The sequence below is a fragment of the Cupriavidus sp. MP-37 genome, assembly GCF_020618415.1.
Taxonomy (GTDB): domain Bacteria; phylum Pseudomonadota; class Gammaproteobacteria; order Burkholderiales; family Burkholderiaceae; genus Cupriavidus.
This window is the reverse complement of record NZ_CP085344.1, coordinates 844,218-866,532: the sequence shown is the minus strand read 5'-3', so window position 1 is coordinate 866,532 and position 22,315 is coordinate 844,218. Positions and strand designations below refer to the sequence as shown.

The 22,315-nt window shown below is 67.6% G+C and carries 21 protein-coding genes; 10 read left to right on the top strand and 11 right to left on the bottom strand.

Going from position 1 to position 22,315, the window contains the following annotated elements:
* Positions 1 to 5 precede the first annotated feature (5 nt).
* Positions 6 to 632 (top strand): YidB family protein, encoded by a 627-nt coding sequence (locus LIN44_RS04110; protein ID WP_227313620.1) that lies wholly within the window; start codon positions 6 to 8, stop codon positions 630 to 632.
* 218 nt (positions 633 to 850) lie between these two features.
* Positions 851 to 1,873: an IS110 family transposase gene (locus tag LIN44_RS04105; protein ID WP_227312327.1), complete on the top strand. Its 1,023-nt coding sequence runs from the start codon at positions 851 to 853 to the stop codon at positions 1,871 to 1,873.
* 530 nt (positions 1,874 to 2,403) lie between these two features.
* On the opposite strand, the gene LIN44_RS04100 is transcribed toward LIN44_RS04105, so the two are convergent.
* From LIN44_RS04100 to LIN44_RS04090, 3 genes are all read right to left on the bottom strand, one after another.
* Entirely contained in the window at positions 2,404 to 3,021 is a 618-nt protein-coding gene (locus tag LIN44_RS04100) for a barstar family protein (RefSeq protein WP_227313619.1), read from the bottom strand.
* Entirely contained in the window at positions 3,018 to 3,389 is a 372-nt protein-coding gene (locus LIN44_RS04095) for a ribonuclease domain-containing protein (RefSeq protein ID WP_062801716.1), read from the bottom strand. The genes LIN44_RS04100 and LIN44_RS04095 overlap by 4 nt, the downstream gene beginning before the upstream one ends.
* 378 nt (positions 3,390 to 3,767) lie before the next feature.
* Entirely contained in the window at positions 3,768 to 6,089 is a 2,322-nt protein-coding gene (locus tag LIN44_RS04090) for an NADP-dependent malic enzyme (RefSeq protein ID WP_227313618.1), read from the bottom strand.
* A gap of 390 nt (positions 6,090 to 6,479) precedes the next feature.
* Here LIN44_RS04090 and thiL point away from each other — a divergent pair, with 390 nt between their 5' ends.
* From thiL to LIN44_RS04075, 3 genes are all read left to right on the top strand, one after another.
* Entirely contained in the window at positions 6,480 to 7,460 is a 981-nt protein-coding gene (gene thiL, locus LIN44_RS04085) for a thiamine-phosphate kinase (RefSeq protein ID WP_227313617.1), read from the top strand.
* Between the two features lie 125 nt (positions 7,461 to 7,585).
* Entirely contained in the window at positions 7,586 to 8,152 is a 567-nt protein-coding gene (locus LIN44_RS04080) for a phosphatidylglycerophosphatase A (RefSeq protein ID WP_227313616.1), read from the top strand.
* Positions 8,153 to 8,198: 46 nt separating this feature from the next.
* A complete protein-coding gene (locus tag LIN44_RS04075) occupies positions 8,199 to 8,696 on the top strand; it encodes a CinA family protein (RefSeq protein WP_227313615.1) in 498 nt (165 codons plus the stop codon).
* A 90-nt stretch (positions 8,697 to 8,786) separates the two neighbouring features.
* Here the strand turns inward: LIN44_RS04075 and pyrF are convergent, their stop codons facing one another.
* A complete protein-coding gene (pyrF, locus tag LIN44_RS04070; protein ID WP_116331200.1) occupies positions 8,787 to 9,605 on the bottom strand; it encodes an orotidine-5'-phosphate decarboxylase in 819 nt (272 codons plus the stop codon).
* Positions 9,606 to 9,813: 208 nt separating this feature from the next.
* On the opposite strand from pyrF, the gene LIN44_RS04065 reads away from it, so the two are divergent.
* Both LIN44_RS04065 and corA read left to right on the top strand, forming a co-directional pair.
* On the top strand, positions 9,814 to 10,713 hold the full coding sequence (locus tag LIN44_RS04065; protein ID WP_227313614.1) for a DMT family transporter: 900 nt from the start codon (positions 9,814 to 9,816) through the stop codon (positions 10,711 to 10,713).
* 553 nt (positions 10,714 to 11,266) lie between these two features.
* Entirely contained in the window at positions 11,267 to 12,229 is a 963-nt protein-coding gene (corA, locus tag LIN44_RS04060; RefSeq protein WP_018006324.1) for a magnesium/cobalt transporter CorA, read from the top strand.
* Between the two features lie 12 nt (positions 12,230 to 12,241).
* Here the strand turns inward: corA and mtgA are convergent, their stop codons facing one another.
* The 7 genes from mtgA to mpl all read right to left on the bottom strand — a co-directional run bounded on the left by mtgA (position 12,242) and on the right by mpl (position 20,008).
* Positions 12,242 to 12,943 carry a monofunctional biosynthetic peptidoglycan transglycosylase gene (mtgA, locus tag LIN44_RS04055; RefSeq protein WP_227314335.1) on the bottom strand — a complete coding sequence of 234 codons (702 nt, stop codon included), beginning with the start codon at positions 12,941 to 12,943 and terminating at the stop codon, positions 12,242 to 12,244.
* A gap of 86 nt (positions 12,944 to 13,029) precedes the next feature.
* On the bottom strand, positions 13,030 to 13,917 hold the full coding sequence (gene aroE, locus LIN44_RS04050; RefSeq protein ID WP_227313613.1) for a shikimate dehydrogenase: 888 nt from the start codon (positions 13,915 to 13,917) through the stop codon (positions 13,030 to 13,032).
* A complete protein-coding gene (locus LIN44_RS04045) occupies positions 13,917 to 14,849 on the bottom strand; it encodes an energy transducer TonB (protein ID WP_227313612.1) in 933 nt (310 codons plus the stop codon). The genes aroE and LIN44_RS04045 overlap by 1 nt, the downstream gene beginning before the upstream one ends.
* 134 nt (positions 14,850 to 14,983) lie before the next feature.
* Positions 14,984 to 17,086 carry a ribonuclease catalytic domain-containing protein gene (locus LIN44_RS04040; protein WP_227313611.1) on the bottom strand — a complete coding sequence of 701 codons (2,103 nt, stop codon included), beginning with the start codon at positions 17,084 to 17,086 and terminating at the stop codon, positions 14,984 to 14,986.
* Positions 17,087 to 17,341: 255 nt separating this feature from the next.
* On the bottom strand, positions 17,342 to 17,995 hold the full coding sequence (locus LIN44_RS04035; RefSeq protein WP_227313610.1) for a chorismate lyase: 654 nt from the start codon (positions 17,993 to 17,995) through the stop codon (positions 17,342 to 17,344).
* Entirely contained in the window at positions 17,992 to 18,606 is a 615-nt protein-coding gene (locus tag LIN44_RS04030; RefSeq protein ID WP_227313609.1) for a YqiA/YcfP family alpha/beta fold hydrolase, read from the bottom strand. Before LIN44_RS04030 ends, LIN44_RS04035 begins: the two co-directional genes overlap by 4 nt.
* A 13-nt stretch (positions 18,607 to 18,619) precedes the next feature.
* Positions 18,620 to 20,008: a UDP-N-acetylmuramate:L-alanyl-gamma-D-glutamyl-meso-diaminopimelate ligase gene (mpl, locus tag LIN44_RS04025; protein ID WP_227313608.1), complete on the bottom strand. Its 1,389-nt coding sequence runs from the start codon at positions 20,006 to 20,008 to the stop codon at positions 18,620 to 18,622.
* Positions 20,009 to 20,196: 188 nt separating this feature from the next.
* On the opposite strand from mpl, the gene LIN44_RS04020 reads away from it, so the two are divergent.
* From LIN44_RS04020 to aroQ, 3 genes are all read left to right on the top strand, one after another.
* Positions 20,197 to 20,886: a UDP-N-acetylmuramate--alanine ligase gene (locus tag LIN44_RS04020; RefSeq protein ID WP_227313607.1), complete on the top strand. Its 690-nt coding sequence runs from the start codon at positions 20,197 to 20,199 to the stop codon at positions 20,884 to 20,886.
* A 37-nt stretch (positions 20,887 to 20,923) separates the two neighbouring features.
* Positions 20,924 to 21,472: a TlpA disulfide reductase family protein gene (locus LIN44_RS04015; protein ID WP_227313606.1), complete on the top strand. Its 549-nt coding sequence runs from the start codon at positions 20,924 to 20,926 to the stop codon at positions 21,470 to 21,472.
* 197 nt (positions 21,473 to 21,669) lie between these two features.
* Complete coding sequence (gene aroQ / locus LIN44_RS04010) at positions 21,670 to 22,167, top strand: type II 3-dehydroquinate dehydratase (protein WP_227313605.1); 498 nt, start codon at positions 21,670 to 21,672, stop codon at positions 22,165 to 22,167.
* Positions 22,168 to 22,315 lie beyond the last annotated feature (148 nt).

The following is a 22,315-nucleotide window of genomic DNA, read 5'->3' as shown; positions in this document are numbered from 1 at the left end:
CGACCATGGGACTACTCGATAGCGTGCTGGGCGGTGTGCTCGGCCAGCTCGGCGGCGCGCGCGGTGAGGACGGCCAGGCCGGCCAGGCCGGCGGGCTCGACCCCAAGCTGATGATTGCGCTCGGCCTGCTGGCAACGCTGGCCATGCGCAGCCGCGCGCAAGGCGGCGATGCCGCCGGCGGTGCGGCCGCGTCCGATGATGGCCTGGGCGGGCTGGGCAGCCTCGGCGGGCTGCTGGGCGGCATGCTTGGCGGCGGTGCCGGCGCCGCGCCGGGCGGGGCTACCGGCGGACTCGACCTGGGCTCGCTGCTCGGCGGCCTGCTGGGCGGCCAGGGCGGCGCGCCAGCCAACAGCCAGGCACTGGGCGCGGCCGCCGGCGGTATCGGCGCGCTGCAGCAGATCCTGGCGCAGGCCGGGCTCGGTGAACAGGTCAATTCGTGGATCGGCAGCGGCGCCAACCAGCCGGTCACGCCGTCGGCGCTGAGCGATGCGCTGAACGACACCGGCGCGCTGCAGTCGCTGGCGCAGAGCACCGGCATGTCGCAGGACGACGTCGCGGCGCAGTTGAGCGAAGGCCTGCCGGAGCTGATCGACCGGCTCACGCCGCATGGCCATGTGCCGGCGCAGGAGTAGGCATAGAAGGGGCCGACGGTGTTGGGTGCTCCCAAGCCGCCCGAACTAGCCCAAGGGTGTTCCCCCTCTCCCCTCATGGGGAGAGATGGAATGAACACCGCCCATCCACCGCCAAGCCAGGCCGCGGCCTAGAAAACAAAGGGGCTCTCGCTTGACCGACGGCATCGATGTGCCAGAGTGAAAGTTCGATCCAACACTCAAGGTCGAGGAGAGCCCAAATGAATGCTATGACATATGGGCTGGACATTGCAAAGACAGTGTTCCAGATGTACTGGATAGACCCCATTACGGGGAAGCCCCAGAACCGGCGATTCAGCCGCACCGCGCTCATCGAATTCCTGTCCAATTGCCAGCCTGGGCAGATCGCACTGGAGGCCTGTGGCGGTGCCCACTGGTGGGCGCGCAAGATCCAGAGCCTTGGCCACGAAGTGGTGTTGCTCAACCCGGGTTACGTACGCGCCTTCGTGCGTACGAACAAGAACGACGCGGCGGACGCCCGAGCCATCTGGACTGCAGCCCGGCAACCCGACATGCCGGTCGTGTCGGTCAAGACCGAAGCGCAGCAGGCTGTGCTCTCGTTGCATCGTATACGGGACGGGCTGGTCAAGACGCGCACCCGGCAGAGCAACCAGATGCGCGGGCTGCTGGGCGAATATGGCCTGCACTTCCGCACGGGGCGGCTGGCCTTCCGGGCCGAGCTGCGCCAGCGCTGGGCTGAGGTCGCTCAGGTCGTACCGCCCTTGTTGATGCGCGCGCTGGAGCGGCAGGTCTGTGCGCTGCGCGAACTCGACGAACAGATCCAACTGGTTGAGCGTGACCTCCAGGAATGGCTGAGGTCTGATCCGGCCGCGCAGATCGTGGAGAAGATTCCCGGCGTCGGCCCCATTACCGCCACCGCCTTGGTCGCGACCATGGGCTGTGCCCAGGCCTTCCGCTCAGGCAGAGCCTTCGCTGCAAGCCTGGGACTGGTTCCCGCGCAGACCGGCACGGGCGGCAACGTACGGCTCGGTCACATCAGCAAGCGCGGCGACGCTTACGTGCGACGACAGTTGGTCAACGCCGGACGCACGATGCTCACGCGCACCAAACATCCGCCGGCCTGGGCACTGTCCATGCTGCAGCGGCGCCCCAAGAACGTGGTGGTCGTGGCGCTGGCCAACAAGATCGCCCGGACAGCCTGGGCATTAATGGCCCATGGGCGCCAATACGATCCCGGACATGTGAGCTTGCGCCCGGCCTGAGCCGGGGGGCATCACCTTCCCTTAACCAGCGCTTGATTAACCTTCACGGCTGCACAGGCAAGAAACAGCAATGACGAAACAGGTAGGACCGTGGGAACCCAAACCTGCCCCAACCCAAGCGGCTTACAAGCCCGTGGCGAGAGATTGAGGACGGTTCTCAGCAGCTTCCATTGTGGCCCGCGAGAACAAGTACTCGCTCCAGGCCGGATATAAGGCAGCAGCCCCATCCTGCGACGTCAAGCTGGTTCCAAAACCTTGCAACCGGGGCGGTGTTCATATAAGGGTCGGGGTGAGGGGTGGTCTAGCTAGGAACCACATGAAGCGGGGCCAGCGGTTTTTTCCCAAAGCCGACCTTGGCAAAGCAAACGGTTTTTTCCAGCACGATGGCTTCGGCCCGCGCCTGCCCTCACCCCAACCCTCTCCCGCAGGCGGGAGAGGGAGCAAACAAGCGGGATTCAACGCTTGTTGGCAACAATAAGCAAAAAGCCCGCAATTGCGGGCTTTTTACATGAGACTGCACACAGAACCAATCAGGCGAACGAATAGAACACGCGGAACTGCACCTTGCGCTCGCCCCAGAACTCGGCGGCGTCGCGGAACACGTCGAGCAGCACTTCGCGCGCTTCCTTGTCGAACTTCTGCGCAATCGGCAAGCCTTCCAGCACGATCACGAAACCCGGCTGCGGGCCGGCCTTGTAGATCATGTCGGTCAGGCAGTCGGCCAGCGCGTCGAAATTCTTGCCGAAATGCTTGGGGAAGGTGAACGAGGTGGCGATGGTTTCCAGGATCTCCGCCTTGCTCGCGCAATGCGCGCAATTGGCATAGAGGAAATGCTGGCCGAGATCGGCCGCCGCCTGGGCCAGTTCCGGCACGCGGAAGGCGCGGATCGACTGGACGATGTTCGGACGCACCGTCTTGAACAGGTTCATGGCCCCCTCGCTGGTGCCGTCGTTCCAACCGGGACCGGTGGGCATGGCCACGGGCACGGTCGCGGGCGGGAGTTTTTGCATGAGCTCGTGGCTCGGCATCATCAGCACGTTGTCGTATAGGTTCTGGGCCTGCTGCTGAGCCCGCTGCCAGCCATCTCCGGCGCCGCGCTCTTCGCGGGCGGCAAGGGCGTCGCCCAGTCCGAAAATGTCAGTCATCATTTGAGTATCCGTTTGAAGCTGTTGTAGTGGTCTTCCGTGTAGTAACAATCGTTGGCAGCGCGCTGTTCCCCGCCGCAGACGATCCGCTTGGCTCCCCGGTTCCGGCTCCTGGCGCTCTTGACCGTGTATTCGCGGTAATAACCGCGTTCTTTTAGCGGCAGGATGCGTTCGTAATTGCCGAATCTCGAGCCGTCCTTGTCATACGGGAACGGGCCGCCGGCTTCGATGCGCTCCAGGGTCTGCCGCGCTTCGTTGGGCAACTGCTGCACTGCAATGGTTCCCAGCCCTTCGGTCTGCGCCTGGCGCGCCAGCGTCGGCTGCGCCAGGGCCAGCACCAGCGCCGCGCCGGTCAGGGACCGGGCCAGCATGCGCGTTGCGTGCCGCATCGGAGAAACTTGGAAACCCACGTTGCTTGTCTTGGTTGAACCGGAAATCGAGCCTGCCGCTGGTTGGGTAGACGATCTGTCCGGGCCACCCTGGCCTGCCCCTCTGCGCTGCGTGAAGCGTCGCGCGAGGAATGCCGGCCGCACCGGGGCGCTCATGGCGAGCGCCTGTATCAAAGGCGTAAGGTTACGCGCATGCACGCAATTAATCAATCCCGGCTCTGTTGCAGCGCGATTTCCTCAATTGTTTCAATATGTTAAGCGTATGTGTGCGCATACTAACCACCCTTGCGCAGGGACAAAAAAAGCCGGGCGAACCCGGCTTTCCGTCACATTGGCCCGGCCAGGGCCAGCGGAATTGAGTTAGCGCTTGGCGGCGGCGTCGACCACCACCAGCGACGTCATGTTGACGATGCGGCGCACCGTTGCCGACGGCGTCAGGATGTGCACCGGCGCCTTCACGCCCAGCAGGATCGGCCCGATCGCGACATTGTTGCCCGCGGCAACCTTGAGCAGGTTGTACGAGATGTTGGCCGCATCGATGTTCGGGCACACCAGCAGGTTGGCTTCGCCCTTGAGCGTGCCGTCCGGCACCAGCTGGTCGCGCAGCTTCTGGTCGAGTGCGCAGTCGCCGTGCATCTCGCCGTCGATCTCCAGTTCCGGGGCCTGCTCGCGCAGGATGGCGAGGGTCTCGCGCATCTTGCGCGCCGACGGCGCCTCGGACGAGCCGAAGTTCGAGTGCGACAGCAGGCCGACCTTGGGTTCGATGCCGAAGCGCTTCAGCTCCTCGGCGGCCATCAGCGTGATCGCCGCCAGTTCCTCGGCGCTCGGGTCGACGTTGACATGGGTGTCGACCAGGAAGATCTGGCGGCCCGGCAGCACCAGTCCGTTCATCGCCGCATAGACCTTGTTGGTGCCGCCCAGCACCTGGTCGATATAGCGCAGGTGCGCCGCGGTGTTGCTGACGGTGCCGCAGATCATGCCGTCGGCCTCGCCCTTGTGCACCAACATCGCGCCGATCAGCGTGGTGCGGCGGCGCATTTCCAGCTTGGCGTACTGCGGCGTGATGCCCTGGCGGGCCATCATGCGGTAGTAGGCGTCCGAATAGTCGCGGAAGCGCTCGTCGTGTTCCGGGTTGACCACGGTGAAGTCCACGCCGGCGCGCAGGCGCAGGCCGAAGCGCTCGATGCGGTGCTGCAGCACCGCCGGGCGGCCGATCAGGATCGGGTTGGCCAGCTTTTCATCGACGATCACCTGCACCGCGCGCAGCACGCGCTCTTCCTCGCCCTCGGCGAAGACGATGCGCTTCTTCTCCATCTCGACCTTGCGCGCGGCGGCGTAGATCGGCTTCATCACCGTGCCGGAGTGGTACACGAACTGCTGCAGCTGCAGGCGGTACGCGTCCATGTCCTCGATCGGGCGCGCGGCCACGCCGGACTTCATCGCGGCTTCGGCCACCGCCGGCGCCACCTTGACGATCAGGCGCGGGTCGAACGGCTTCGGAATCAGGTATTCGGGACCGAACGACAGGTCCTGGATGCCGTAGGCGGTGGCGACGATATCGCTCTGCTCCTGGCGCGCCAGTTCGGCCAGCGCATTGGCCGCGGCGATTTCCATCTCGCGCGTGATGGTGGTGGCGCCGCAGTCCAGCGCCCCGCGGAAGATGAACGGGAAGCACAGGACGTTGTTGACCTGGTTCGGGTAGTCGGTACGGCCGGTGGCCATCACCGCGTCCGGACGCACTTCCTTGACCAGTTCCGGCGAGATTTCCGGATTCGGGTTGGCCAGCGCCAGCACCAGCGGCTTGTCGGCCATGCGCTGGACCATGTCCTGCTTCAGCACGCCCGCCGCGGACAGGCCCAGGAAGATGTCGGCGCCGTCGATCACTTCGCCCAGCTTGCGCTTGTCGGTCTTTTGCGAGAAGCGGGCCTTTTCGGGGTCCATCAGCTCGGTACGGCCCTCATAGACCACGCCGGCGAGGTCGGTCACCCAGATGTTCTCGATCGGCAGGCCGATGTCGACCAGCAGGTCCAGGCAGGCCAGCGCGGCGGCGCCGGCGCCCGAGGCGACCAGCTTGACCTGGCGGATGTCCTTGCCGACCACTTTCAGGCCGTTGATGATGGCCGCGGCCACCACGATGGCGGTGCCGTGCTGGTCGTCGTGGAAGACGGGGATCTTCATCTTCTCGCGCAGCTTGCGCTCGACGTAGAAGCACTCCGGTGCCTTGATGTCTTCCAGGTTGATGCCGCCGAAGGTGGGCTCCAGCGCGGCGATGATCTGGACCAGCTTTTCCGGGTCCTTCTCGTCGATTTCGATATCGAACACGTCGATACCGGCAAATTTCTTGAACAGCCCGCCCTTGCCTTCCATCACCGGCTTGGAGGCCGCGGCGCCGATGTCGCCCAGCCCCAGCACGGCGGTGCCGTTGGTGATCACCGCGACCAGGTTGCCGCGCGCGGTGTAGCGGAACGAGTTGGCCGGATCGGAAACGATTTCTTCACATGCCGCGGCCACGCCCGGCGAATAGGCCAGAGCCAGGTCGCGCTGGTTCGACAGCGGCTTGGTCGGCGTGACCGAGATCTTGCCGGGGGTGGGAAACTCGTGATACTCGAGCGCCGCTTTGCGCAGCGCCTCGCGCTGCTGCTGTTTCAGATCGTCTTGGGACGGGGACTGTGGGCTGGTCATCGGCGCATCTTCCAATCGGTGGAGCCGTCATTGACAAGGCGGGGGACGATCGGCGGACCGGCTCCACGCGTCCGCCCTTCTCTTCCTTTGGAACCCAGCATTTTATATAGTGAAAAACTATTTCACAATAAGCCTTTTGCTTGGGGCACCTTTGCGATTCGGTACAATATGCCCCATCCTCGGGGGCAACACCAGCAAGCGTAGCGTGCGCGCGCCGGAGCGCCGCAGCGCATGGCGGTCATGGCTGTGATGCGCGGCAGTATCTTGCTGAAACGCCGGATGCGCCCCATGCTGACGCCGCCTGCGTTCCAGGGAACGGCCGGCAAACGCCACGGATCTCCCTCGAAAACCGCCGTCACCCCATCCGCCCGCCCGGGCCGCCGCTCGACAATGCCCAACGCCCAGCCCGCCCAGCTTTCCGAGTTCGACCTGATCCGCCGCTACTTCACGCGGCCGGTGCGCAAGGCCGCGCTCGGCGTGGGCGATGACTGCGCGCTGGTCGAGGGCCGTCCCGGCCACCATCTGGCGATCAGCACCGACATGCTGGTCAGCGGCCGGCATTTCTTCGCGGACGTAGCGCCGCGCGCCCTCGGCCACAAGGCCCTGGCCGTGAACCTGTCCGACCTGGCCGCCATGGGCGCCGAGCCCCGCGCCTTCACGCTGGCGCTGGCACTGCCCGAGGCCGAGCCCGAGTGGCTGGCCGAACTGGCCGGCGGCATGCTGGCGCTGGCCGACGAACACGGCTGCGAACTGGTGGGGGGCGATACCACGCGCGGCCCGCTGACGCTGTCGTTGACGGTATTCGGCGATGTGCCGCTGCGCGCGGCCCTGCGCCGCGACGCCGCCCGCCCAGGCGACGATATCTGGATCTCCGGCACCCTGGGCGATGCGCGCCTGGCGCTGGGCGATTGCCGTGGCGAATGGCTGCTGCCCGAACCCGAATTCAGCCAGGTCCGCCCGCGCATGGACACCCCCACGCCACGGGTGGCGCTGGGCATGGCCTTGCGCGGCGTGGCGCATGCCGCACTGGACGTCTCCGACGGCCTGGTGGGCGACCTCGGCCATATCCTGGCGCGCTCACAGGTCGGCGCGCTGGTCGATGTCGATGCCCTGCCCCGCTCGGCAGTGCTGGCCGGCCAGCCCGACGCGATCCAGCGCGAATGCGTGCTGGCCGGCGGCGACGACTATGAACTGTGCTTCACCGCGCCGGCCGGCCACCGCGACGCCATTGCCGCGATCGGCGAGCGGCTGGCGTTGCCGCTGACGCGTGTCGGCGCGATCACGCCCGAGCCGGGCCTGCGGCTGGTCGACCGCGCCGGCAACCCGACCCGCTACGAGGGCGCCAGCTTCGACCATTTCGCTGCCCCCTGACACCGGGTCACAGGCATGTCATGATGCCGGCATCGGCGCCTGCGCGGGCACGGGAGTCCCGCACGCATCGCAGCGCAAGCCGGCCATAACCATAAGCCGTATCCGCACCACACGAGCCAACTTTGATGTCCACCTTTCCTCCCGGGGCCGCGCCGCGCGACCCCGCCCTGACCCTGGAAGCCGGCCAGACCGTCAAGGTCACGCACCCGAGCGCGCGCTTCATGCTGGCCCATCCGGCGCACCTGATCGCCTTCGGCTTCGGTTCGGGCCTGTCGCCGGTCGGTCCCGGCACCGTCGGCACGCTGTTCGCCTGGCTCTCGTTCGTGGTGATTTCGCTGTGGATCGAGCCTGCCAGCTGGCTGTGGATCATCGCCGGCGGCTTTGTCCTGGGCCTGTGGGCGTGTGCCCGCACCGCGCGCGACATGGGCGTGCACGACCACGGCAGCATGGTCTGGGACGAGATCGTTGCGTTCTGGCTGGTGCTGGCGTTTGTCATGCCGACCGGCTTTTGGGGCCAGTTCGCCGCGTTCCTGTGGTTCCGCCTGTTCGATATCGCCAAGCCGGCGCCGATCGGCCACTATGACCGTACGTTGAAAGGCCCGGGCCTGCGCGGCGGCTTCGGCGTGATGTTCGACGACATCTTCGCGGCGTTCTACACCCTGCTGGTGTTTGCGCTGTGGCGCTCGTTCTGAGCGGCGAACGCCCGACTGATTTCCCCAAACAACCCCTGCACCCATCATGTCCGTCAGCCGCCTGCTCGACCAGCTCGCCATCCAGGCCGGCGTCGCCCTAGCCGACAAATCCCTGATGCTGGCCACCGCCGAATCCTGCACCGGCGGCCTGGTGGCCGCTGCCATTACCGACGTGTCGGGCTCGTCGGGCTGGTTCGAGCGCGGCTTTGTCACGTATTCCAACGAGGCCAAGTCGACCATGCTGGGCGTGCCTGCCAAGCTGATCCGCGACTGCGGCGCGGTCAGCGAGGAGGTCGCGCGCGCCATGGCGGAGGGGGCACTGCTGAACAGCCGCGCGCAGGTGTCACTGTCGATCACCGGGGTCGCCGGCCCGAACGGCGGCACCCCGGAAAAACCGGTGGGCATGGTGTGCTTCGGCTGGAGCAACCGCATCACCACCCGTACCGAAACCCAGCGCTTTCGCGGCGACCGCGGGCAGATCCGCCGCCAGGCGGCCGAGCACGCGATGCGGGGACTGCTGGAACTGATCCGCAACGAGGCCTGAGACAGCCGCCCGCAAGTTCCGGCGCCAGGCCGTCATCCCAACGAAAAACCGCGCCGTTTCGGGCGCGGTTTTTTTTGTCCTGGCCGGCGCTCAGCCGTGCCGATAGCGGTTGATGGTCTCGCGCGTCTGCAGCGCGACGTTGCGCGCCGCCGCCGCGAAGTCCTTCTCGCGGCTGGCGTACAGGATGGCGCGCGACGAATTGATCATCATGCCGGTGCCGTCGGCGGTGCGCCCGGCCTTCACCGTGGCTTCGATATCGCCGCCCTGGGCGCCGATACCGGGAATCAGCAGCGGCATGTCGCCGACGATCTGACGCACCCGCGCGATCTCGTTGGGGAAGGTCGCGCCGACCACCAGGCCCATCTGGCCGGTGGTGTTCCAGCGCTCGCGCGCGGCCTCGGCCACCAGCTGGTACAGCGGCTTGCCGTCGACCTGCAGGAACTGCACGTCGGAACCGCCCGGGTTGGAGGTGCGGCACAGCACGATCACGCCGCGGTCCGGGTAGGCGAGATAGGGCTGCATCGAGTCGAAGCCCATATACGGGCTGACCGTGACCGCATCGGCCCGGTAGCGCTCGAACGCTTCCAGCGCATAGTGCTCGGCGGTCGAGCCGATATCGCCGCGCTTGGCGTCCAGGATCACCGGGATGCCGGGATGGGCGTCGTGGATATAGTGGATCAGCTGCTCGAGCTGGTCTTCGGCGCGCTGCGAATGGAAGTAGGCGATCTGCGGCTTGAAGGCGCAGACCAGGTCGGCGGTGGCGTCGACGATCTCGCGGCAGAACGAGAAGATGGCGCCGCCCGCCCCGGTCAGGGACAGCGGCAGCTTGTGCGGGTCAGGATCGAGCCCGACGCACAGGAGGGAATCGTTGCGCTGCCAGGCGGCAGCAAGCTGCTCGGTGAAAGTCATGGGTACTCGGAATGTCCTGGTGGCGCCGGCGTCTCATCATCAAACCCATCGTGGCCGATGGACTCGGCCGGCACGGTTGGCCGCAGCGGCGTGAAAACCTTTCATCCCTGCAGCATATGTCGCTTTCGGCAATTTTACCCGCTGCGTGCTATCGTTTTGCGCTTCCTCTCAAAACAATGCGCGGCATCCCGCACAGCCGCGTCCCGTCATGTCTCTTGATCGCCGCGGTCTCTTCCTGCTTGTCGTGCTGACGCTCGCCTGGGGCATCAACTGGCCCATCATGAAAGTGGGCGTGGCGCATTTTCCGGCCATGGGCTTCCGCCTGCTGTGCATGGCCGGCGGGCTGGTGGCGCTGGGGCTGGCATTGCGGCTGCGCGGCGATTCGCTGGCGGTGCCGCGGCGCGAGTGGGGCACGGTGTTGCGGCTGGCGCTGCCCAACATGGTGATCTGGCACCTGTTCGCGATCTGCGCGGTCAAGATGCTGTCGTCGGGCCGCGCCGCGATCCTGGGCTACACCATGCCGATCTGGGCAGTGGTCTGGGGCCTGGTGTTCTTCCGCGAGCGCATCGGCGCGTGGGCCTGGCTGGGCATCGCCTGCGCGCTGGCGGGCACGGTGCTGCTGCTGTCGGGCGAGCTCGCGGCGCTGACCGGCAGCCCCGCCGGCACGCTGCTGATGCTGCTGGCCGCGGCCGGCTGGGGCTTCGGCACCCAGCTGATGAAGCGCACCCAGACCGACGTGCCGATCGGCGCCATGACCTTCTGGATGCTGGCCGTGACGCTGCCCTTCCTGGCGCTGGGCTCGCTGCTGCTGGAAGACGGCTGGCGCATGCCCACGGCCATCGAATGGGCCGCGATCGTCTACAACGCGGTGGTGGTCTTCGCCTTCTGCCACCTGGTCTGGTTCGGCCTGGCGCGCAGCCTCCCGCCGGTGGTGTCGAGCCTGTCGATCATGTTCATCCCGGTGGTCGGCGTGTTCTCCGGGATGTGGTTGCTGGGCGAACAGCCGCACTGGCAGGACTACGCCGCGATCGTGCTGATGTTCCTGGCGCTGTCCTCGGTGATGCTGGCGCCGCTGCTGTGGCGCCGGCTGCGCGGCGTGCCGGGCTGAGCCGGAGCGCGTGCCGCGGTCGCGAGCCGGCAACGGCGCGCGCCCGTCGCGGAGATTTCACTTAACAAGCGGCCCTTCGTTGGGCTACACTCGCGGCCATCACAATCCCGGAGAAATTACGTGGGCAGTAGCATCGGGTGTTCGAGTTGCCGCAGCAACGCTGCGACCTCCGCGAATGCCATGTCACTGCGGGCTGCGTAACGACGACCCGCCCGGAGCATCCGGCTCCGCGCTTCGTCGGCCTTGCCCGCAGTCAGAACTGCGGGCGAGTGTCTTTCCATGCCACTGGCGGCGCCTCCATGCGCGCCCACCGTGGCGGATCTTCCCTCTCCCGGCTAGCCAGCCAACCCAGGCAAACGCCATCGCCTTGTCCGCTCCTGCCCCGTGCAGCCGCGGGACAGCGCGATCACGCTTGCCCGTGGCCCGGCCTTGCGCGGCTTGCGCGGGGCCATGACGGGCATGGTGCAATACCTGGGAATGCGGCGAGCCGCCTGCGCTTGTCTTCGCGCTTGTCTTTGTTTTTCGTCGCAATCAGCAATAAGGAATCCCGGGGATGATCAACCTGTTCGTCCTGCAAAAAGGCCGGCTCGCCCAGGAGCAGGTCGACGAGCGCAATGAGCTGCTGCAGCACAAGCCGATCTGGATCGATGTCGTCAATCCCGACGATGAGGAACTGAACTGGATCAAGGAAGCCTATGGCGTCGCCCTTCCTGAACTGGAAGACCTGGGCGACCTGGAAGCGTCCGCGCGTTATTTCGAGGGCGAGGACGAGAATATCCATATCCGCACCGACTTCCTGCTCGACGAGGAAGAGGTGTCGCGCAACGTGCGCGTCGCCTTCGTGCTGACCAAGGACGTGCTGTTCTCCATCCACGACGAAGACCTGCCGGTGTTCCGCCTGGTGCGGCTGCGCGCGCGCATGCGCCCGGGCTCGGTGCGCAACGCCAAGGACGTGCTGATGGACCTGTACGCGACCGACGCGGAATACTCGGCCGACTCGATCGAGGAAATCTACGAACGCCTGGAAGAAGCCAGCCGCCGCGTGCTGGCCGAGAACGTGACCGATGCCGCCGCCGCCGACGTGCTGGAAACCATCGCGCGCGAGGAAGACCTGAACGGGCGCATCCGGCGCAACGTGATGGACACGCGCCGCGCGGTGTCGTTCCTGATGCGCAGCCAGCTGTTGTCGGCCGAGCAGCAGGACGAGGCGCGCCAGATCCTGCGCGACATCGACTCGATCGAGAACCACACCGCGTTCCTGTTCGACAAGATCAACTTCCTGATGGATGCGACCGTCGGTTTCATCAACATCAACCAGAACAAGATCATCAAACTGTTCTCGGTGGTGTCGGTGGCGCTGATGCCGCCCACGCTGATCGCCAGCATCTACGGCATGAACTTCAAGTTCATGCCGGAACTGGACTGGGGTGCCGGCTATCCGTGGGCGATTGCGCTGATGGCGGTGTCGGCGGCGATCCCGCTGGTGTATTTCCGCAGGAAGGGGTGGCTGAGCTGAGGCTGGCGGGACTCAGTCGGGCAGCGTGGCTGCCCCCATCCGCCGCGCGATGATGCCCGCCTTGGCGCGGAAGTTCACGCGCACGTGGGCGCAGTATTCCTTCTTGTCGAAGCACTTGGGCGCCGGCAGCGCCGCTGCCAGGCGCGCTGACTGGCCCACGCTGAGCTTGTCGGCGCTGGTGCGGAAGTAGTGCTGCGCCGCGGCCTGCGCGCCGAACACGCCCTCGCCCCACTCCACCGAATTCAGATAGATCTCGTAGATGCGCTGCTTGTCGAGCCAGAACTCGAGCATCCACGTGATGGCGAGCTCCTGGCCCTTGCGCAGGTAATGCTGCTCGGACGACAGGAACAAGTTCTTGGCCAGCTGCTGCGTGATGGTGGAACCGCCGCGCACGATGCGCCCGCGCTTCTTGTTGCGCTCCCAGGCATCGAGCATGGCATCGAGCTCATAGCCGGGATGGTTGACGAAGTCGGCGTCCTCGCTGGCGATCACCGCGCGCTTGAGGTTGCGCGAGATGCGGTCGTACGGCACCCACTGGCGGTCGAGGCCGCAGCTCCATACGTTGATGCCGCACAGGCGCCAGCGCTCGGCGCGCATGAAGGTGGTGGTGGTGGGATTGAGATACTGCCAGCTGGCGATCTGCACGAAGAAGTACAGCTGCATCGCCACCACGCCGGCAACCACGCAGCCCAGCAGGTAGCCGAGCCAGCGCACCGGATTGAAGACGGCGCGGGCCGGCGCCGCGTGGGTACGGGCGGCACTGGCCGTGCGGTTGCGGTTGGCCACGGCTGGCGGCCCGGTCAGCCCTTGCGTTCGGCCTGCAGCGCGGCGCGCAGCTCGGCCAGCACGGGCGCGGTGCGGGGCCGCACGCCGCGCCAGATATAGAAGGCCTCGGCGGCCTGCTCGACCAGCATGCCGAGGCCGTCGCTGACGCGCGCGCCGCAGCGTGCGGCGAACTGCAGGAACACGGTGGGCTCGGCGCCGTACATCATGTCGTAGGCCAGCACGCCCTCGCCCAGCAGGAACTCAGGCACCGGCGGCACCTCGCCCTGCAGGCTGCTGGACGAGGCATTGATCACCACGTCGACGGCTTCATCCTCGGACAGGCCTTCGAGCGCATCGAGGCCGCCGCCCCACAGCTCGACGCCATACTGGTCGGCGGCCTCGACAAACTCTTCGAGCATGTCGCTGGCGCGCGACGCGGTACGGTTGGCCACCACGATGCGCGAGGGCCGGCATTCGATCAGCGGCAGCATCGCGCCCATCGCGGCGCCGCCGGCGCCGAGCAGCAGCACGCGCTTGCCTTCGATCAGCGTGTCGAGGTTGTCCTGGATATCGCGCACCAGGCCGATGCCGTCGGTATTGTCGCCATGGATCAAACCCTCTTCGATCCACAGCGTATTGACCGCGCCCGCGGCCTCGGCGCGCTCGGTCAGGCGGTCGGCCAAGTCATAGGCTTCGAGCTTGAACGGCACGGTCACGTTGCAGCCGTAGCCGCCGTCGGCGAAGAACCGGCGCACGGTGTCGGCAAACCCGTCCAGCGGCGCCTCCAGGCGGTCATATTGCACGGCCTCGCCGGTCTGGCGCGCGAAGGCGGCGTGGATCGCCGGCGAACGGCTGTGTGCGACCGGGTTGCCGATCACCACATAGCGGTCGGCGCTGGCTTGGGAAGGGTCAGTGGATGTCATCAGCGTGCCTGCAAGCGGGTTTCCAGCCCGCTGCGCGAAAACTTGAAGGTGGATATGACTTCGAGGATGTCCTGGCGCGCCGACATCTCCGCGGTAAAGGCGCCGAACGGCGCGGCCGCGCGCACGATCGCCACCGCCTGGCGGTCGAGCGCGGGATCGCCCGAACTCTTGACCACGTCGATGGCATCGACGTTGTAGCCATCGCGGTTGTAGCCCAGCTTGCCCTGCCGGTTGACGTTGATCACCAGGATCAGCTGGCCGTAGAGCGGCTTGCCGTTGCGTTGCGGGAAATCGGTGGTGCCGCGCGCCTCGATCTTGCGGCGCAGCCGGTCGTAGTACTGCGCGTAGTCAACCGCCTGCGCGCTGGTGGCGGTCAACTGGAAACGCTTGGGCCGCTTGGCGTAGTGCTCGAGGTTGCGGCCGATCTCCGCTTCCAGCCTGGCCATCTCGTCTGCCGAGGTGCGCTCGTCCTGGCCGCGCTGCGGCGTGTCCTGGCGCTTCTCGCCCGGCTTGAGCGGCTGGTTGCGCACCGCGGGCGCGGCTTCGCGCGCCTGCGTCAGCAGGCGCTGCTGCTCCTGTTCCAGCTGCTCGACCCGGCGCTGCACCTGGCGCACCAGGTCGCCCTCCTGCGTCAGGGTCTGCGCCGGCAGCGGCGTGGTGGCGCGCTGCAGGTCATGGTCGCCGCCGCCGTCGAGGTTGGCCTGCGCCAGCGCGGTCGGGTTGCGCGGCTTCTGCGCCGACTTGGCGTTGACCAGCACCACGTCCAGCGCGGCATCGGTGCGCTTGATCTCGAACACTTCCGGCGCGGCCACCCGCACCATCAGCAGCAGCGCGTGCACGGCCACGGAAATGGCCAGCGCCCGGGCCAGCATACTGCTGTGGTGCCACCTGGCATGCCACCAGGGGCGGGAAGCGGCAAGAGTGGCGTTCACGATGGATGGATGAGGGCTCGGGAGACAACCGCGGCGAGACCGGCCGGTGCCGGCTGGCAGACCGGGCGCCGAAGCGCGGATCAGGCCCGGATCAGACCCGCATTGTAAGGGAGCCCCGCGGATTTCCGAAGGCTTCAGCCGGCCGCCGGGGTGCCGGTGTCGCGCTCGCCCGACGCCTCGCCGGCATCGTCGCCGCCGGCGTCGGCCGGCTCCGGATCGGCCACGCCCGCGGCCTGCTCGGCGGCATCCTCGGCCGCGGCCTCGGCTGCGGCTTCGGCGGACAACTCAGCGGCTTCCTCGTCGCTTTCGAGCTCTTCTTCGGGGACTTCGCCTTCACCGGCAAAGATCTCGAGCACCCGGCACGAGACCTCCAGCGTGATCTCGTCGGTCTCGCCGATTTCCAGCAGCACCTGGGTGCCGCGCTGCGCCTGCACCAGCTCGGGCACGCGCGTGACCAGCGGGATCTCGGTAAAGCGCACCGCGCCTTCCTTGAGCACCGAGGCCACCATGCGCTCGCGGTTTTCCTGCTTGAGCCAGCGCAGGCACCAGTAGCGCTCCATGGTCGACTGGTGGTCGGCATAGGCGGCGTAGGTGCCTTCGAAGTCGGCCACCGCGGCCAGCAGGTCGGCGTCCTTGGGCTTGAACGGCGCCACCAGCTTGGCGGTGACGCCGTGCTGGGCCACCGCCAGGATCTGCCACTGGTTGACCAGGTCGACATAGCGGCGCAGCGGCGAGGTGCTCCACGCGTACTGCGCCACGCCCAGGCCTTCGTGCGGCGCCGGATAGGTCTGCATGCGCGTGCGATGCATGCCCCAGGCCTTCTGCGTGCGGTAGATGCCGGGCACGCCGTGGTCCGCCAGCAGCTTGCCCCAGGTGCTGTTGGCCAGGATCATCATCTCGGCGACGATCTTGTCCAGCGGCGAGCCGCGCTTGCGCTGCTCGATGCGCACGCGCTGGCTGCCGTCGGCCTGGTCGTCCAGGTAGAAATTGAAGTCGGCGCGGTTGTGGGTCTCGGGACGCAGGCCGCTGGCCAGGCGCGCCTTCTGGCGCTCGTCGTAGAGATAGCCGGCAAAGTGCCACAGTTGCGTCAGCGCGTCGCGGAACGGGTAGTCGCCGCTGCCCTCGGCCAGCGAGGCCTCGGTGATGACGTCGTCGAGCAGGTTATGGCGCAGGTTGGCGGCGATCGGCACCAGCTCGGCGCGGGTTTCGCTGCCGGTGATCAGCCACACCGACGGGTCCACCGTCACGTACAGCGACAGCGCCGGACAGGTGCGCCCTTCCTGCAGCGTGTAGCGCTCTACCACCGGGTCCGGCAGCATGGTGATCTTGTCGCCGGGGAAATAGACCGTCGACAGGCGCTGGCGCGCGATCGCGTCGAGCGGCTCGCCGCGGCGGATGCCCAGTGCCGGCGCGGCGATATGGATGCCGATGCGCAGCTTGCCGTCGGGCAGCGGCGTCACCGACAGCGCATCGTCGATCTCGGTGGTGGTGACGTCGTCGATCGAGAACGCCTCGACCTCGGCCAGCGGCAGGTCGGCGGGCGGCTCGGGCACGTCGGTATCGGGGAAGCCGGTGCCCTTGGGGAAGCACTCGGCGAGGAACTTGGCCTCGTGCAGCGCGCGCGCGCTGGCGACGCCGCCGGCGGCCACCATCAGCCGCATCGGCGACATGCCGAGCGCGGTGCAGGCGGCATCCATGGCCTTGTATTCCAGGCTGTTCTTGTCCGGCTTGAACAGCAGCTGCAGCACCTTGCTGCGGAACGATTCCGGCAGCGTCAGCGCCTTGAGCTGGTCTTCATATTCGGCCTGCACCAGCGCCTGCTGGCGCTTGCGCTCGAGCGCGGCCAGCGCGGCCTTGAGCTGGTCTTCGGGCGCGCGCTGGTAGCGGCCGCGCCCCTTGCGGCGGAAGTACACCGGGTTGCCGTGCAGCGCCATCGCCAGCGCCGCCTGCTGCACCGCGCCGGGCTCGGCCCCGTAGTATTCGGCGGCCAGCTCGGCAAAGCCGAACTCGGCCTCGGGCGCGCATTCCCACAGGAAGTCCAGGTCGATCTCGGCCACCAGCTCGCCGGTCTGGCGCACCAGCTCGGGCGCCGACGGCTGCGCGAACTGCAGCAGCACGTCGCGCGACTTGACCTTGGTGCGCTTGCCGGCCGGCAGCTCAACCTGGTAAGCCTCGCCCTGCTGGTTCAGCACGGTGCCGGCGCGGATCTCGCCGCCTTCTTCGAACAGCAACTGCATCGATCGGTACTTTCAACTATGCGCGGAACCGCGCCGGGCAGGCCTGTGGCCAGCGCTGGAGCGGATCCCGTGGGAGGAATGGTGCCACCGCGCGCACCTGCCTGAACACGCGCGAACGGAAACGAATACGGCGCGCGCGGGGCCCTGCGGAGGCCTGTCGCGAACCGCCGGCCGCGCCGCACAGGCACGGCGTGAGACCCGGAATGATACCGCACGCCGGTCCGGCCGCCCCGGGCGCAGCACCGGCACGGGGCGTCAGCCTTTGCCGGTTTCGGCAGCGGGTGTCGAAGCGCCCCGGTCCGCGGTCCGCAAATACCTGGGATGCGGTACCGCCTCGGTCCCCGGGGATGGGCGCGACAGCAGGTCCGGCAGGAACACTTCTGTCACGAGCATGACGCCGCCGCCGCGCCGGAACACCGAGCGCCGCGCGGCCAGCATGGGCACGGCCGCCATGGCCGGCAGCACGCGGTGCAGGGCCTGGCGCAGCGGGTGATGCGGCAGCAGGCGCGCAAACTGGAACGGCTCGCGCTGCACCGCCGGATCGACGAACAGGCGCCCGCCCAGCGGGCGCTCGCCGAGCCCGCGCAGGAACGGCCAGTCGCGGCGCGCATGGCGCAGCCGCACCACGGTGTGGGCGAATACGGCGGGGATGTCGTCGCAGATCAGCAGTACCTCGCGCGTCAGCGCGGGGGTGCGGTCGGGCTGGCCCAGCGCCTGCCATTCGTCGGCCAGCGGGCGCCGCGGCGCCTGCAGCAGCCGCGCCACGCGAAAGCGCGCGGAGGCGGCCACCAGCCGCGCCGTCAGCGAGCCGTCATCGCCGGTGACCCAGCGCCGCAGGTTGGGCGGGATGGCCGCATCGAAAGCCAGGTGCGGACTCCAGCCGCCGCGGCGCACCGACTGCGCGCTCATGCCGCGCCGGCGCCGGCCGGCACCTGGCCGCCGGGGCCATAGCCGCAGAAGCCAAGCACATCGTCGACGTAGTCGGCAAATTCGCTGATGCCATGGTCGCTGCCCTCGATCACGCGGATCTTCGCGCCGGGGCAGGCCTGTACCATCTCGCGGTAATCCAGCACCTCGTCGCCGGTGGCCGCGATCAGGTAGTAGCGCTCGGGCCGGGTGATGGTGTCCACGCGCAGGTCCAGCAGTTCCTGCAGGTGGCGGCGTTCGACCGTGACCGAGCCGCCGCCGTGCCACAGCGGCTGTTCGCCCAGGTAGCTTTCCAGGTCGGTCCAGGGATGGACCGCGGGATTGAGCAAGACGGCCTTGCAGCCGTGCTGCTCGGCCAGCCAGCGCGCATAGAAGCCGCCCAGCGAGGAGCCGACGAGGGCGATTTCCTGGTCGCCGCCGGCTTGCGCGGCGCGGATCGCTGCCTGCGCCTGGGCCACCGCGAGCGCCGGCGAGACATTGAGCGTGGGGCAGGCGTAGTAGCGTCCCACGCCCCACTCGCGCATGCGCGCCTGCACCAGCTGGGCCTTGAACGATTGAGGCGAGGAGCGGAATCCGTGCAGATACAGCAGCATGGCGGTGCTTCCGTCAGTCCACCGCGCCCTGGGCCAGCGCGTCCAGCAGCTTCTGGTGCACGCCGCCAAAGCCGCCGTTGCTCATCACCAGCACATGGTCGCCCGGCCGTGCCGCGGCGCGCACCGCCTGCACCAGCGCGCCCAGGTCCTGGAACGCGGTGGCGGTGTCGCCCAGCGGCGCCAGCGCTTCGGCCAGGTCCCAGCCCAGCGCGTCCTTGCCGGCGGGAGCGCCGTAGCCGAACACCAGGTCGGCCTGCTCCAGGCTGGCCGGCAGCTGCGCCTTCATCACGCCCAGCTTCATGGTGTTGGAGCGCGGCTCCAGCACCGCCAGGATGCGGGCACTGCCGACGCGGCGGCGCAGCCCTTCCAGCGTGGTCTGGATCGCGGTGGGATGATGAGCGAAGTCGTCGTAGACGGTCACGCCGCCGGCCACGCCGCGCACTTCCATGCGGCGCTTGACGTTGGCGAAGCGCGACAGCGACGCGATTGCCTGCGCAACCGGCACGCCGACGTGGCGCGCGGCGGCAATCGCGGCCAGCGCGTTCATGCGGTTGTGGGTGCCCTGCAGGTCCCACACCACGGTGCCGGCAACGGCGTCGCCGAACCAGACATCGAACGCATCCTTGCCCGGCGCTGCATCAGTGCCGGCGGCGTCGCTCTCGCGCCAGTCGCCGACGCCGAACTGCTCGACTTCGCTCCAGCAGCCGCGCTCCAGCACGCGCGCCAGGCTCTCTTCCACGCCGTTGACGACGATCCGGCCCTGGCCCGGCACGGTGCGCACCAGGTGATGGAACTGGGTCTCGATCGCGGCCAGATCCGGGAAGATGTCGGCGTGATCGTATTCCAGGTTGTTCAGGATCGCGGTGCGCGGGCGATAGTGGACGAACTTGCTGCGCTTGTCGAAGAAGGCGGTGTCGTACTCGTCGGCCTCGATCACGAAGAAGTCGGATTCGGTCACGCGCGCCGAGATGCCGAAGTTCTGCGGCACCCCGCCTACCAGGAAACCCGGGTTGTAGCCGGCGTCCTCGAGGATCCAGGCCAGCATCGACGTGGTGGTGGTCTTGCCGTGCGTGCCGGCCACAGCCAGCACCCACTTGCGCGCCAGCACGTGCTCGCCCAGCCATTGCGGGCCGGACACATAAGGCAGGTTGCGGTCGAGGATGGCCTCCATCAGCGGATTGCCGCGCGAGACCACGTTGCCGATCACGAACAGGTCCGGCTCCAGCGACAGCTGGGCCGGGTCGAAGCCCTCGATCAGTTCGATGCCCTGGGCTTCGAGCTGGGTGCTCATCGGCGGGTAGACGTTGGCATCGCAGCCGGTGACGCGGTGGCCGGCCTGCTTGGCCAGCACCGCCAGGCCGCCCATGAAGGTGCCGCAGATGCCGAGGATATGAATATGCATGGGTTCCCGGAAAGACTTGAAGCCCGCAGGCGTGGGGATTCGGGCCCGGCGGCGCGGCGGCTGGGTTGAAGCCATGTGGTGCGGCGGCGGCGGGCAGGAAGCCTTCGATTGTACCCGAGCGCCAGCGCCCTTCGCGGCACTGCGGCAGTGCGCCGCCGCGCGGGCGGACGCCTCCGGTATCATGGGGCATGAACCGACGTACCGCCCCAGACCCCACGCGCCTGCGCGAGGAAATCGCCCAGGCCGCCGCCCGCATGATTGCCGAGGACGGTGCCGACTACGCCACCGCCAAGCGCAAGGCCGCGCGCCAGGTGCTCGGCGAACAACGCGTCCCGGGCGAATGGCTGCCCGACAACGAGCAGGTCGAAGCCGAAGTACGCGCCTACCAGGCGCTGTTCCACGGCGACACCCAGCCGCGCGTGCTGGCGCTGCTGCGCCGGCTGGCGCTGATGGCCATGCAAGACCTGGCGCCGTTCCGGCCCTATCTGGTCGGCGCCGTGCTCAACGGCACCGCCACCGAACACTCCGATATCTATTTGCAGTGCTTCTGCGACAGCGCCAAGGACGCCGCACTGCACCTGATCAACGCCGGGGTCGACTTCGAAACCAGCGAAAGCCGCCACTTCGGCGGCCGCGGCGAGGTCGAGACCCTGAGCTTCCTGTGGAAAGGCCAGTGGCCCGACCGCCGCGAGGCCCGGCTGCTGGCCGGCGAGGTCCGTGCGGAACTGGGTGCGCCAGTCGGCATCCATATAGCACTGTATGATGCCGTCGATGAACGCGGCGCAATGCGCACGGACGCCTCCGGGCGCTCAGCCCGCGCCGATGTGCAGGCCGTGCAGGCCCTGCTGGATGCCGCTGACGCCGCGGGCAACGCCTGAAGCCCCCGCCTTACCTTCTATTGGTCAAGCCACTTCCATGACTGAAACCGTCGTCCCGCCCGCCCGCCGCTCCCGTCTCTGGCTGTGGATCGCCGTCGCCGTGGTCGCCTGTGCCGCCGGTGCGCTCGCCGGGCATTTCGTGTTCTCGCCGAAGCCCGCCAACGATCAGGCCGTCGAAACCTTGTTCCAGTCGCGCCTGCCGGATCCCGCCGGGAGCGAACTGGATCTGGGCAAGCTGCGCGGCAAGACCGTGGTGGTCAACTTCTGGGCGCCGTGGTGCGGCCCGTGTGTCGAGGAAATGCCCGAACTGACTGCCCTGCATGAGGAGTTCAAGCACCGCCAGGTGGAATTTGTCGGCATCGGCATCGATTCCGCGGCGAACATCCAGCAGTTCACCAAGAAGGTGCCGGTTGCGTATCCGTTGGCGGTGGCGGGCTTCGCCGGCACCGAGTTGTCGCGCAATTTCGGCAATAGCGCGGGCGGCCTGCCCTACACCGTCGTCATCAATCCCGACGGGTCGGTGAAGTATCGCAAGATGGGTCGGGTGACCGCGGATGAATTGCGCGCCGTGCTGCCCCGCACCTGAGCGGTTTCTTCGGACAAGTTCGCGCAATTTCGCCCTTCTTTCGGAATTTGTCGAAGCCGTGTCGCGCTTTCGTGCGAAAGTGCTCAAAACGCCTCGGAAGCAACAATGCAGGCCGTGAACCCTTGTATCGCGCGCTAGACAAATCCCTCTAAGCTACGGTAATCTCCGCGCAATTTCGTTGATCTGGTCGAGGCGCCGTGACTGCAACCCGCTCTATCCGTCGCTCACCCCGCTACCGCAAGGTGCTGGTCCTGCATGGACCTAACCTGAACTTGCTGGGGACGCGCGAGCCGGAGACCTACGGGCATACGACGCTGGCCGACATCGACGCGGCCCTGGCCGAGCGTGCGGCGAAAGCCGGCATGTCGCTGCAGACGTTCCAGTCCAACCACGAGGGAGCACTGGTCGACCGCATCCACGCCGCGCGCGCGGAAGGGGTCGAGTTCATCATCATCAACCCGGCTGCCTATACGCATACCAGCGTGGCGCTGCGCGACGCGCTGGCCGGCGTGGCGATCCCGTTCGTCGAGGTGCACCTGTCGAACGTGCACCGGCGCGAAAGCTTCCGGCACCACTCCTATTTCTCGGACGTGGCGGTCGGGGTGATCTGCGGGCTGGGCTGGCAGGGTTACCTGCTGGCGCTGGACTATGTACTGGGCCAGGAGCAGCCCCCACCCGAGGGTTCGGGGAGCTGAACCCCCACAAGGATTTTTTCGACAACCTGCGCGCGCCGCCCGGCGGCCTGCGCCCGTTGGCGTGCCTCGGCACGGCGGGCGCGGATTCCGGTGGCCGGCACAACGACTGTTCCGCCTCGGCCCGTCCCGGGCAGCGGCGGAAAACCCG